This window comes from Actinoplanes sp. NPDC026619 (assembly GCF_040638295.1).
In the GTDB taxonomy this organism is placed as follows: Bacteria; Actinomycetota; Actinomycetes; order Mycobacteriales; family Micromonosporaceae; genus Actinoplanes.
The window spans coordinates 299854-311570 of the sequence record NZ_JBEZYA010000011.1 but is presented as its reverse complement, the minus strand read 5'-3'; the positions used below and the strand labels follow the sequence as shown (position 1 = coordinate 311570).

Sequence of the window (11717 nt, the reverse complement as noted above, 5' to 3'; positions counted from 1 at the left end):
CGTCCTGAGCCAGGATCAAACTCTCCAACAAAATCTGTGGAAAAAATGTCCCGGCAACAAACCAAATTGTTGCCAAAGGAATTCCAGCCAAACCCTAAAGCTTGGCCAGGGATAAAACTTTTGGCACTGGCTTATCTAGCACCCTGTTGAGTTCTCAAAGAACAACCGCACCCGAAGCAATCTTGCCCTCGGGGCACTTCCAAAACTTTACCCTCGCTTTACCCGCTCGTCAAATCCGGGAAATTCTCCGGAAATCACTCGCAAAAAAGCTCAAGTCCCGCGGAACAGTACACGACGAAATGTCGGTGCAATTCGTAGGGTTTCCGTCAGGACGGCCGCGGCGGCAATCCGAAGATCTCCGCTTGCTCGCCCGTCTCCCTGGCGGCTCGGAAAACATTACAGGCCCCGGGACCCGGATGCCAAATCGGCCCCCTGCGAGGCGGGTCACAGTGGGCCGATCGTGAAAAACCTCAGGTCAGCGCTCGTATTCGACGCCGGCGAACGTCCGCTTTCCGCGGCGCAGCACCAGGTAGCGACCGTGCAGTAGCGCTGCGGAATCGAGAACGGCCTCGCCGTCGGTGATCCGCTCGTTGTTCAGGTACGCCCCGCCCTCGGCGATCGTGCGCCGAGCCTCGTTGGCCGACGCCACCAGGCCGGACTCACGGAGCAACGACGTCATGGTGGGGAGCTCACCGCGTACTGAGGCAAGGCCTGCCTCGGACAACGCTGCCTGCAGCGTGCCCGCCGAGAGTGAGTCCAGCGAACCTCGCCCGAACAAGGCCTGCGAAGCAGCGACCGCCTGCTCCGCCTCCTCCTCGCCGTGCACCAGCGCGGTGACCTCGTAGGCCAGGGCTCGCTGCGCGAGCCGGGCCTGCGGCCGTTCCGCGGTCGCCTTTTCCAGCTCTTCGAGTTCTTCGTGCGATTTGAAGCTGAAGAAACGCAGGTATTGCGTGACGTCACGATCGTCGGAATTGATCCAGAATTGGTAGAAGGCGTAGGGCGAGGTCATGGCCGGGTCGAGCCAGACCGAGCCGCCCTCGCTCTTACCGAATTTGGTGCCGTCGGACTTGAGCACCAGGGGCGTGGTGAACGCGTGCACCGGGCCTGCGCCGCGGCGGCGAATGAAATCGACGCCGGCGGTGATGTTGCCCCACTGGTCGGAGCCGCCGTATTGCAGCGCGCACCCGTGGCGTACGTGCAGCTCGTAGAAGTCGTTTGCCTGTAGCAGTTGGTAGCTGAACTCGGTGAAGCTGATGCCGGTCTCGAGGCGATTGCGCACCACGTCGCGGGCCAGCATCTTGTTGACCGGGAAATGCTTGCCGACGTCTCGCAGGAACTCGATCACCGAGGCCGGGCCGGTCCAGTCCAGGTTGTTGACCAGCTCGGCGGCGTTGGCGCCCTGGTAGGTCACGAACGGCTGGAGCTGCGCGCGGATGCGGGCGACCCAGCCCTCGATCACCTCCGGCGGGTTCAGCGAGCGCTCGGCGGACTCCTTGGGGTCGCCGATCTGGCCGGTGGCGCCGCCGACGAGCAGCAGCGGCTTGTGGCCGGCGAGCTGGAGCCGCCGGGCGGTCATGACCTGCATGAGATGGCCGACGTGCAGCGAGGCGGCGGTGGGGTCGAAGCCCACATAGAAGGTGAGGTTTCCGCCGTTGAGGGCTTCGGTCAGCGAAGCCAGGTCGGTGGAATCCTGGAGAAGGCCGCGCCACGTCAGGTCGTCTACGAGAGTCACACCCGAATTCTCCCGCACCCGCACGTGCAGTTGAAACCGGGTTTGGCCATGCTGTACGGATGAGCCGCCTGGGTAGCGCCACACCGCCGATCGAGATCTCCAAGAAGAAGGCCGAGGCCCGGCTGGAGGCGGCGCAGCAGCGACTGCTCCGGTTGCGGCTGATCCTCGGCGGTCAGATCGGCGAGAAGCGGATCGGCCCGCCGCTGACGTGTGTCTTCGAGGGCTGGGACGCGTCCGGCAAGGGCGGGGCGATCAAGCGCCTGGTCACCCCCCTCGACCCCCGGCACGTACGGGTGTCGCAGTTCGCGGCCCCGACGTACGACGAGAAGCGGCACCACTTCCTGTGGCGGTTCTGGCCGAAGCTGCCCGGCTGGGGCGGGATGAGCGTGTTCGACCGCTCCTGGTACGGCCGGGTGCTGGTCGAGCGGGTGGAGGGGTTCGCGACCAAGGAGCAGTGGCAGCGGGCGTACGGCGAGATCGTCGAGTTCGAGCGGACCCTGGTCGCCGAGGGGATGATCATGGTCAAGTTCTGGATGCACGTCTCCCCCGAGGAGCAGCTGCGCCGGTTCGAGGACCGCAAGACCGATCCGCTGCGGACCTGGAAGCTGACCGACGAGGACTGGCGCAACCGGGAGAAGCGGCCGCAGTACGAGTCGGCGGTCGAGGAGATGCTGGAGCGCACCGACCCGACCTGGGCGCCCTGGCACGTGATCCCCGGCGACGACAAGCACTACGCCCGGTTCGCCGTGGTGGAGGCGGTCTGCGAGGCGATCGAGGCGGAACTGACGCAGCGCGGCTTTACGTTCTAACCGAGTCGCTACCCGCCCGATACCGCTACCGCCCCCGGGCCGGACCACCGTTGATGGCATGTCCGCCCTCATCCGCCGGGATCCGCTCCGCTCCCTTCGCCTGCTGTTCCTGACGGCGATGGTGGTGGTCGGCGCGGTCTCGCTGCTGCAGGTGCAGCTGGCGCACGTGTCACGCGGGGCGCTGGCGATCAGCGCGGCCGTGATCGGGGCGGTCTTCCTGCTGCGGGTCGCCGAGTTCCGGCTCGGCGCGCTGGTCCCGTTTCTGATCGACATCCTCGAGCTGGCGGCCGTGGCGGTGATGCTGTCCCAGGTGCGGGCGCAGGACCCGGTGGTCGGGCCGATCTTCTTCATCCTGATGTTCCGGGCCGCGACCGGCCGGCTGCGCCGGGTGCTGCCGATGATCGCCGGCTACATCGGTGTCTGCGTGGCCGGTTTCGCGACCACCGACATCCGCCTCCCGGTGGGCCTCTACATCGGCATGGTGATCATTCCGTCGCTGGTGTACGCCATGCGAAGCATGCTCCAGCGGATGCAGATCGAGCAGCAGCGGCACGAGGATCTGCTCGCCGACGTGCTGACCCGGCTTCCGTTCCCGGTCATCGTGACCGGCCCGGACGGCGCGGTGGTGCTGGCCAACCCGGCGGCCGGCGGGCTGACCGGGCCGCTCGACGGGGCGCGCGCCGAACTCGCCGACGGCACCGCGGTGGATCTGCGCCGGCTCGCGCCGGGCGAGTCCGGCCTGGAGCTGCGGATCACCCGGGCCGACGGGCGGGTCGTCGAGGCGCTGGCCGAGACGGTGCCGACCATGCACGGGACGATCCTGGCGCTGCTCGACGTGACCGCGCAGCGCGACTACGAGCACCGGCTCGAGCACGCCGCCTTCCACGATCCGCTGACCGGCCTGCCGAACCGGGCGCAGCTGTGGCGGCAGTTCGCCGAGGCGGCCGACGACGAGTACGCGGTGCTGCTCGTCGACCTGGACGGGTTCAAGGCGGTCAACGACACCTACGGGCACCTGGCCGGCGACGAGCTGCTGTGCCGGGTCGCGGAGCGGCTGCGCCACGTGTGCGGGCCGGAGGCGACGGTGGCCCGGCTGGGCGGCGACGAGTTCGCGGCCCTGCTGCCGCACACCGGCGCCGGCCGGGCCACCGAGGTCGCGACCGCCATCCGCGAGTGCTTCGGCTGGGAGGTGCCGCTGTCCACCGGCCCGGTGCGGGTCGGCGGCAGCGTCGGCTGCGCGCTCGGCGGCCCCGGCTTCTCCCCCGACCACGTGCTCGCCGAGGCGGACGCCGCGATGTACGCCGAGAAGCACGCGCGAGTGCGCAACTAGACCGTCACGACGATCTTGCCGGCCTGGGTGCCCTTCTCCAGGTAGCGGTGCGCCTCGACGATGTCGGCCAGGCCGAACACCCGGTCGACCGTGGGCCGCAGGACGCCGGTGCGGACGCCGGCGGCCAGGAAGGCGGCCGCGCGCCGGACGATCGCCGGGTCGGCCAGGTCGGCGAACCCCATGTAGCGGTGGATGGTCAACGACGGGTTCGCTGGGAACGACGCCGGCCGCGGGTCGAGCCAGCCGACCGTGACCAGGGTGCCGCCGAGCCGCGCGGCCAGGGAGAGCTCGGCCAGGCCCGGGCCCATCACGGCGTCCAGGATGAGGTCGGCGCCCGCCCCGCCGGTGTGCCGCCGGGTGGCTTCGGCCACGTCCTCGCGGTCGGTGGCGATCACCGCGGCGGCGCCGGCGTCGAGCAGGCTCCGGACCTTCCCGGTCTGCCGGGTGACCGCGATCGGCACGGCGCCGATCTGGTTGGCGACCTGGATCGCGGCGCGGCCGACACTGCCGGACGCCGCGGTGATCAGGACGTGGTCGCCGGGCCGCATCCCGGACCTCTCGACGAGCGCGCCGTACGCGGTGAAGTGCGCCACCCAGAACGCCGCCGCGCCGACCGCGTCCAGACCGGCGGGCCGGGGCACCACCCGGCTCGCCGGCACCGTGGTGTATTCGGCGTACGAGCCCTTGGTCTCGAAGTCGGGAATGGCGATGAGGAGGACCGGATCGCCGACCGCCAGGCCGGTAACGCCGGAACCGAGCGCGTCGATGACACCGGTCCCCTCGACACCCAGCCGGGCGTGCGGCAACTGCACCGGCCGCGGTGATTGGCCGGCGCGGATCATCTGGTCGAGCGGGTTGACGGCGAAGGCCTCGATCCGGACGCGTACCTCGTCCGCGGCGGGTTCGACGACCGGCTCCTCGGCGAGGCGCAGGACTTCCGGACCGCCGGTCTCGTCGAACACAACTACTCGTGGCATGGGTGGCTCCTTCTGCTCCCAGGGGGTTCGAGAAAAGACGCTACGGAGCCGATGGGAACCCGCTGGTAACTTTTGGTCTTGTGCACAACGCCTCCGGTCAGGTCTTCCTCGCCGACTGCCCCACCCGCCTGGCGGTCGAGATCATCGCCGAGAAGTGGGCGGTGATCGTGCTGTTCGCACTCAGCCTCGAACCCCAGCGACCCGGCGACCTGGCAACGCTCATCGGCGGCATCTCCCGCAAGGTCCTCACCCAGACGCTGCGCCGGCTTCAGGCGTACGGGCTGGTCGAGCGGCACGCCTACGCCGAGGCGCCGCCCCGCGTGGAATACAGCCTGACCGCGCTCGGCGGCACCCTGGTCGAGCCGATCAAGATGCTCACCGCGTGGGCCCGGGACAACGGCGAGGCGATCGTCGACTTCCAGGAGCGCCATCAGCCCTGAGTCAGGGCGCCGACCGCCTGCCGCCTCGTCGCCGGTGTCGTTCTGCGCTCGTGGGGCTACGAGCGGTTGTTCGGCGTTTTCGTGCCGGTCGCGCTGCTGCTGGCGGCGGGCATCGCGGCCTGGGTGCCGCGCGCGCCACGACACGACGCGAACGTCGACCCGATCGGCACGGCGCTGCTCACCGGCGGGTTGTTCGCCCTGCTCTACGGCATCATCGAGGGCCCCGAGCGGGGCTGGGGCTCGGCTGCGCTCGGCCGCCGATTTCACCGCCGGGACGGCGGTGGGCCACCGGGTCCTCGCGGCGGTCCTGGCAGTTGCCACGATCGCGGTGATCGTGAGGTGGAAGGCGTCAGACCGTCGCCTTGTAGGCCGGGAGGTGCAGGGCGTCGCGAATTGACGCCTGGACCTCCTCGGCCGGCGGGCGCGCGTCGATGTCGTGCACGAACTCCTTGCGGCGGAACAGGTCGAGGACCGGGCGGGTCTTCTCGTTGTAGTCGCGCAGCCGGGCGTCGAGCGCCTCCGGGGTGTCGTCCTCCCGGGTGATCAGCTGGTGACCGCAGATATCGCAGCGGCCCTCCTCCTTGGGCCGGTCGGCGATCAGGTTGTAGTCCATCCCGCAGTTCGGGCAGAGGCGGCGGCTGAGCACCCGGCGGCGCACCTCCTCCTCGGGCAGCTCGAGGTGGATGACCCCGTCGATGTCGTAGCTCTCCATGAAGAACTCGGCCTGCCGGCCGTTGCGCGGGAAGCCGTCGATGACGAAGCCGTAGTTCCAGTCGTGCTGGTCGAGCCGCTCGCGCACCACCGACTCGACCAGGTCGTCGCCGACCAGCTCGCCGGCGGTCATGATGCGGCGCACCTGGGCGCCGAGCTTGGTGTGGTTCTGCACGTTCCACCGGAAGATGTCGCCGACCGAGATGTGCACCAGCTTGAGGTCGTCGCAGAGCAACTCGCTCTGGGTGCCCTTGCCACTGCCCTGAACGCCCATGATCACGAACTTGCGCATCGGATGGCCTCTCTCAGTCGGTCGCGCCGAGACGCAGTGGACCGGACGCCGGACGCCCGGTCAAGGTGGTGGGGTCGATGCTCCAGGCATCGGCCACTCGGAGCACATCCTTCTCGTCCACCAGAACGGTCGTTTCCTCGTCCAGCTCGGCCGGCAGGCCCGCGTCACGCTCGGCCGGGCCGGGCTCGCCGTGCCAGGACGTCACCTCGCCGGTTTGGCCGACATAGCCGAACGCCCGGACCAGCTCGCCGTCCACCGCCCGCTGCCAGCGGTGCAGCTCGGTGACCCGGTGGGTCGCGAAGAACTGCACCTCGGTGTGCAGGGTGGCGGAGAGCTCGATCACATCGGTCCTGGTCGCCGGGCTGAGCAAATAGCGGCCAGTCGCCAAGGTCCAGAGCGTCTCCCGCGCGCCGGGCAGCGGCGGGGTCACCGCCACCCGGTCGTCGGTCAGATGGGCCAGGTCGATGCCGTCCCGCCACGGCACCTCGCCCAGATCGTGCAGGCCCAACGCCTTCAACAGGGTGGCGGCGTCGGTGCCGGCCACCGCCAGCCACGCCTGCTTGCCACCGAAACCGACCATCACGTCCATGCGACAACGCTATCCGGAGAGCGCGGGCGACTGTCCGGTCACGCCCAGCCGTACTCCTTGCGCAGCTTCGTGGCGACCTGGTCGAACCGGGCGCGGTCGAGCACGGCGCCCTCGCGGCGGATGCCGTCGTGGTCGATGTGCAGCACCCGGTCGAGGCGGATCCAGCTGGGCCGTTCCTCCCGGTCCCAGTGGCCGGGGCCGAGGGCGAACCAGTTGCGCTGGCCGTCGCGCTCGCTCTGGCTGGACAGCATCAGGCCGAGCACGTCGCTGCCCTCCCGCCCGACCACCAGCACCGGCCGGTCCTTGCCCTGCGCCGGATCGTCCTCGTAGGGCACCCAGGTCCAGACGATCTCGCCCGGGTCAGCATCGCCGTCGGGGTTCGGCGCGTATTCCAGGTGCCGGCCTCTGGGCCCCGGCTTCGGCGTCGACCGAGTGGGAGCCGGCTTCGGCGTCGACCGAGTGGGAGCCGGCTTCGGCGTCGACCGAGTGGGAGCCGGCTTCGCCGGGGTCAGCATGCGTAGCAGCGACTTCAGAATCTTGGACACCGCTGCACTCTAGAGTCACGGGGTGACTCCGGACATCGAAGCATGGCAGTCGTGGCATCCGGCCGTGGTCGCCGAGCGGCTCGCCGGGGTGGCGACGCCCTGGTACGTGGCCGGCGGCTGGGCGGTTGACCTGCATCTCGGGCGCACCACCCGGGAGCACGAGGACCTGGAGATCGGGGTGCCCCGCGAGCGGTTCGCCGAGGTCGCCGGGCGGTTTCCGGAGCTGGCGTTCTACGTCGCCGGGAGCGGGCGCGTCGTGCCGGCCACGCCGGATGCGCTCGACGCCGAATATCAGACGTGGGCGCTGGACGCGGCGGCCGAATTGTGGCGGTTCGACGTCATGCGGGAGCCGCACGACGGGGACACCTGGGTCTCTCGGCGTCACGCGAGCCTGCGTCGGCCGTACACCTCAATTGTCTGCCTGAGCCGGGACGGGATTCCCTACCTCAGCCCCGAGGTGGTTCTGCTCTTCAAGGCGAAGCATCGCCGGCCGAAGGACGAGGCGGACCACGCGCTGCTGGCGCCGGTGCTGACCGAGGCGCAGCGGGCCTGGCTGGACGCGGCGCTGGATCTGGTGCATCCGGGCCACGCCTGGCGGGGTTAGTTCACGAAGTCCTGGGTCAACCAGGTGATGCCCTTGCTGTCGCGCACGACGCTCAGGCCGATCCGCTTGAAGCCGGTGTTCAGCAGGTTCTTGCGGTGGCCGTCGTTCGGCGGGGTCTCGGCCAGCATGCTGTCGGTCAGGCCGTTCGCCGCCTTGATGATCTCGGCGTTGCTCGAGCCGCTGGAGCCGTAGCCGATGTTCTCGCCGGCCGAGCTCCACTTCACGCCCTGCGCGCTGAACCGGTCGCCGAGGCCCTTCTCGCCGGAGCACTGGTGCGACAGCCCGCAACCGCCGATCATCAGCTGGTTGTGCAGCGCGGACGCCTTGGACAGGTTGGTGTCCAGGGTCAGCACGCCGAGGCCTTCGTCGGTGCGGGCCGCGTTGATGTGGCTGAGCACCGCGTCCAGGATCGCGTCGCCGGTCTTCGGCGCCGACTCGGCGGCCTTCGTCGTCTTGCTCGGCTTCACGGTCGCACGGGTGGTGACGGTCTTCTTGGGGGTCGCGCTGGGGGACGGCGACTTGGTGGCCGACGGGGTGAGCGAGGGCGTGGCCGAGGTCGAGGTGCTTGCGTCGACGGGCTGGTCGCCCTCGGCCGCCGTCTGGGCCAGGGTCTGGTCGGCGGCGCTGGCCGCGGCTGGTTCGGCATCGGCATGGCGGCTCAGGCCGAGGACCGTGAACCCGGATCCGATCACCACGGCGGTGGCGCCGGCCACCATCGTGTAGCGGAAACGAGCGGCGGCGGTCATCGACACGGCAGGGCACCTCAGGGGCTGGTGGTGGACGGTTACGGCGCCGGTGGGGACGGCGCGCGTTAACTATGGGTGCGCGCCCCCGCGCGCACCCGCCACCTAAAGCTCCCTTAAGAAAAGGATCATGGAGATCTAAAGTCTCCGCCGCGGACGCCTTCGACAAAGGTCCGCCACTCGTTGCGAGCGAAGAAGAGGGTTCCGCCGTTTCGGCTCTTGGAGTCTCTTACGGCCACGATGCCCGGAAGGTTCACCGCGACCTCGACGCAGTCGCCGCCGTTACCTCCGCTGCGACTGCTCTTGTGCCAGACGGCACCGGACAGGTCAATCATCGGCCTCCTTGATGATCGCGCTGATGAGATCGTCCGATTCGGCCTGGCTGAGAGTGACGTTCTCCAGTTCGGCCCAGATCGACTCGTACGTCTCCACTTCGGCGAGTTTATCCAGGTAAAGGGCACCGGTGAGATTCTCGCAATAGATGGTCGTCGGTTCGGGTGACGCGGTTCCGACAGCCGGGAACTCGAGCACGGTGAATTGACCGGAGCTCGACGCCTTGTGCGGGCCGGCGGCGAACGGGATGACCCGGACGCTCACGTTCGGCCGGGTCGAGACATTGACCAGGTGCGACAACTGTTTGCGCATGCCCAGCGAGTCGGGGATCGCGCGGCGCAGCACGCCCTCGTCGAGGATCACGTCGAGGCGGGGCGCCTGCGGCCGGTTGCGGGTGAGCAGGGACTGCCGCTCCAGGCGGACGGCGACGGCGGTGTCGACGGCGGCCTTGTCCGACCCGATCCAGCGGCCGAAGACGCACTCCGCGTACTCCCGGCTCTGCAGGAGGCCGGGGATGACGCTCGGGGCGTACGAGCGGAGCCGGCTGGCCGCCTGCTCCATCCCGACATAAAGCTCGAACCAGGCCGGGACGATATCGCCGTACGCGTGCCACCAGCCCTTTGATTTCGACTCGTGGGCCAGGCCGATGAGCACCTCGGTCATCCGCTGGGTGGCCGAGTAGACCGAGCACATCGCGATGACGTCATGTTTGCGGACCGGGACCTCGCCGTTCTCGATCCGGTACATCCGGGCGCGGGAGAACTCCAGCTCCTCGGCCGCGGCCATCAGCGAGATGCCGGCCTGCTCGCGGAGCTGGCGCATCAGGCGGCCGACCTGGCGGCGGGGAACGGTCGACCCGGTCTCGGACATGCGTCTCCCTGTTCTTTTGAGTGTCTCGAACGAGACGATCCGAACGCCTCTTTCGAGACAGCGAGAATCCCCGACCGAGATTCTCGTGCGCCCACAGTAACCACTCAATCGCTAGCTGTGAATGCCAAAATGTGAACGACCCTCGCGAGATCGGCAAGATCCATTTAGGATCCACGCCATGAGCGACAGGTTCGACACCGGCGTGGCCCACCCGGCCCGGCGCTACAACTACTGGCTCGGCGGCAAGGACAACTTCGCGGCCGACCGGGAGTCCGGCGACCTGCTCGCGAAGTCGTACCCGGCGGCCCGCATCGCCGCCCGGGCCAACCGGGGCTTCCTCAAGCGCGCGGTGCGATATCTGGCTGCCGAGGCCGGCATCCGGCAGTTCCTCGACATCGGCACCGGGCTGCCCACCGCCGACAACACGCACGAGGTGGCCCAGCGGGTCGCCCCCGACTCGCGCATCGTCTATGTCGACAACGACCCGATGGTGATGGTGCACGCGCGGGCGCTGCTGACCAGCACGCCGGCCGGCCTCACCCGTTACCTCGAGGAAGACCTGCGCAACCCGGAGAAGATCCTGGCGCAGGCCGACATCCTCGACCTGAGCCGGCCGGTCGGCCTGAACCTGGTCGCGGTCGTGCACTTCCTGGCCGACCAGGAGCAGGCCCGCGAGATCGTGCACACCCTGCTCGGCGCGCTGCCGTCCGGCAGCCACCTGGTGATGTCCTGCGCCACCACCGATTTCCTCACGCCCGAGCTCAAGGCGAACTGGGACGAGGCACTACGCACCGGGCGGTCGGACGTCTACCCGCGCACCCGGGCCGAGGTCGAGGAGTTCCTGACCGGGCTCGAGGTGGTCGACCCGGGGCTGGTCGCGGTCAGCGAGTGGCGGCCCGACCCCTCCGACACCGAGCACCCGACGCCGGTCGAGGCGTCCATCTTCGGAGTGGTCGCCGGCAAGCCGTAATGGCGCGCTCGGGAGATGCGGGAGCGGGCCAGTGCCATTCGCATTACCGGCATTTACTCATTTTTGTGCAATTGTTGCTTGCTGGCAAGTGTGCTGCGCGGGACGTGGCGACGGTAGGCGCTGACGGTCGGGTCGCCGGCGATCCAGAATCGCCAGGCCAGATCGAGCGCGGCAGTTACGCCCACCCGAGGACCGGCTACGACGCGCTCGGCGGGGACCGGCTCGGTCGGGGGATGCAAGGTCAGCGGGCCCGTGCCGTCAACCACCGATGTGCCGTAGTCCGCGAGTTGCAGGCCAAGCGCCTCGACGAGGCGCGCCGGCCCGGAAGCGAGATCGATGTCGCGCTTTGCCGCGGGCCGCCGCGAACGGGCGACGTCGGCACCGAGCATCACCTGCCCGGCACGCAGGAGAACTGCCGCCGGCTGCCCCGCCGGACCGCACGTCACATTGGCGCAGGTGTGCAGTCCGTAGATGCGGTAAAGATAGAGATGGCCCGGCGGCCCGAACATGGCCGCGTTACGCGAGGTCTCCCCTCGATGGGCATGGCTGGCGGGGTCTTGGCCCAAGCCCAGATAGGCCTCGGTTTCAGTGATCCGGATGGTCACGCCGTTGGCAACAGCCAGCCAGCCGAGGAGGGTGCGCGCCGTTTCCGCCACGGCAGCCGCGGGCGAACCGAGCCAGGCGTAGGTCATGCTTCCAGGAAAGCAGAGAGCCGGCCGAGACGGCCCAGCCCGGAGAATGCTCCGGCCGTTGGATGACCCGGTAGGGTGGC

The 11717-nt window shown here is 69.1% G+C and carries 15 protein-coding genes; 5 read left to right on the top strand and 10 right to left on the bottom strand.

Annotated elements, in window-relative coordinates; all coding sequences use genetic code 11:
• Window positions 1–475: 475 nt before the first annotated feature.
• Complete coding sequence (tyrS, locus tag AB0E90_RS25015) at window positions 476–1732, bottom strand: tyrosine--tRNA ligase (protein WP_360410140.1); 1257 nt, start codon at window positions 1730–1732, stop codon at window positions 476–478.
• A gap of 59 nt (window positions 1733–1791) precedes the next feature.
• Between tyrS and AB0E90_RS25010 the strand changes: the two genes are divergently transcribed.
• A complete protein-coding gene (locus AB0E90_RS25010) occupies window positions 1792–2541 on the top strand; it encodes a UDP-galactose-lipid carrier transferase (RefSeq protein WP_360410137.1) in 750 nt (249 codons plus the stop codon).
• A gap of 58 nt (window positions 2542–2599) precedes the next feature.
• Complete coding sequence (locus tag AB0E90_RS25005; protein ID WP_360410134.1) at window positions 2600–3871, top strand: GGDEF domain-containing protein; 1272 nt, start codon at window positions 2600–2602, stop codon at window positions 3869–3871.
• On the opposite strand, the gene AB0E90_RS25000 is transcribed toward AB0E90_RS25005, so the two are convergent.
• Entirely contained in the window at window positions 3868–4848 is a 981-nt protein-coding gene (locus tag AB0E90_RS25000) for a zinc-dependent alcohol dehydrogenase family protein (RefSeq protein ID WP_360410131.1), read from the bottom strand. The two genes, AB0E90_RS25005 and AB0E90_RS25000, sit on opposite strands and share 4 nt — an antisense overlap.
• A gap of 80 nt (window positions 4849–4928) precedes the next feature.
• On the opposite strand from AB0E90_RS25000, the gene AB0E90_RS24995 reads away from it, so the two are divergent.
• Entirely contained in the window at window positions 4929–5288 is a 360-nt protein-coding gene (locus tag AB0E90_RS24995; RefSeq protein ID WP_360410128.1) for a helix-turn-helix domain-containing protein, read from the top strand.
• Between the two features lie 56 nt (window positions 5289–5344).
• On the opposite strand, the gene AB0E90_RS24990 is transcribed toward AB0E90_RS24995, so the two are convergent.
• From AB0E90_RS24990 to AB0E90_RS24975, 4 genes are all read right to left on the bottom strand, one after another.
• Window positions 5345–5470, bottom strand: a complete 126-nt coding sequence (locus AB0E90_RS24990; RefSeq protein ID WP_360410125.1) for a hypothetical protein — start codon at window positions 5468–5470, stop codon at window positions 5345–5347.
• Between the two features lie 167 nt (window positions 5471–5637).
• Window positions 5638–6291, bottom strand: coding sequence for a nucleoside monophosphate kinase (locus tag AB0E90_RS24985; protein WP_360410122.1), 654 nt, complete (start codon window positions 6289–6291; stop codon window positions 5638–5640).
• Window positions 6292–6304: 13 nt separating this feature from the next.
• Window positions 6305–6880, bottom strand: coding sequence for a hypothetical protein (locus AB0E90_RS24980; protein WP_360410120.1), 576 nt, complete (start codon window positions 6878–6880; stop codon window positions 6305–6307).
• 38 nt (window positions 6881–6918) lie between these two features.
• A complete protein-coding gene (locus AB0E90_RS24975) occupies window positions 6919–7425 on the bottom strand; it encodes a type II toxin-antitoxin system PemK/MazF family toxin (protein WP_360410117.1) in 507 nt (168 codons plus the stop codon).
• A 22-nt stretch (window positions 7426–7447) separates the two neighbouring features.
• Between AB0E90_RS24975 and AB0E90_RS24970 the strand changes: the two genes are divergently transcribed.
• Complete coding sequence (locus AB0E90_RS24970) at window positions 7448–8029, top strand: hypothetical protein (RefSeq protein WP_360410114.1); 582 nt, start codon at window positions 7448–7450, stop codon at window positions 8027–8029.
• Here the strand turns inward: AB0E90_RS24970 and AB0E90_RS24965 are convergent.
• The 3 genes from AB0E90_RS24965 to AB0E90_RS24955 form a co-directional block, all read right to left on the bottom strand.
• Window positions 8026–8775, bottom strand: a complete 750-nt coding sequence (locus tag AB0E90_RS24965; RefSeq protein ID WP_360410181.1) for a CAP domain-containing protein — start codon at window positions 8773–8775, stop codon at window positions 8026–8028. The genes AB0E90_RS24970 and AB0E90_RS24965 overlap by 4 nt on opposite strands.
• A 125-nt stretch (window positions 8776–8900) precedes the next feature.
• Window positions 8901–9107 (bottom strand): DUF397 domain-containing protein, encoded by a 207-nt coding sequence (locus AB0E90_RS24960; protein ID WP_360410111.1) that lies wholly within the window; start codon window positions 9105–9107, stop codon window positions 8901–8903.
• Window positions 9100–9975, bottom strand: coding sequence for a helix-turn-helix transcriptional regulator (locus AB0E90_RS24955; protein WP_360410108.1), 876 nt, complete (start codon window positions 9973–9975; stop codon window positions 9100–9102). Before AB0E90_RS24955 ends, AB0E90_RS24960 begins: the two co-directional genes overlap by 8 nt.
• 178 nt (window positions 9976–10153) lie before the next feature.
• Here AB0E90_RS24955 and AB0E90_RS24950 point away from each other — a divergent pair, with 178 nt between their 5' ends.
• A complete protein-coding gene (locus tag AB0E90_RS24950) occupies window positions 10154–10945 on the top strand; it encodes an SAM-dependent methyltransferase (protein ID WP_360410105.1) in 792 nt (263 codons plus the stop codon).
• Window positions 10946–10998: 53 nt separating this feature from the next.
• On the opposite strand, the gene AB0E90_RS24945 is transcribed toward AB0E90_RS24950, so the two are convergent.
• Complete coding sequence (locus AB0E90_RS24945; RefSeq protein ID WP_360410102.1) at window positions 10999–11637, bottom strand: DNA-3-methyladenine glycosylase; 639 nt, start codon at window positions 11635–11637, stop codon at window positions 10999–11001.
• Window positions 11638–11717: the final 80 nt, after the last annotated feature.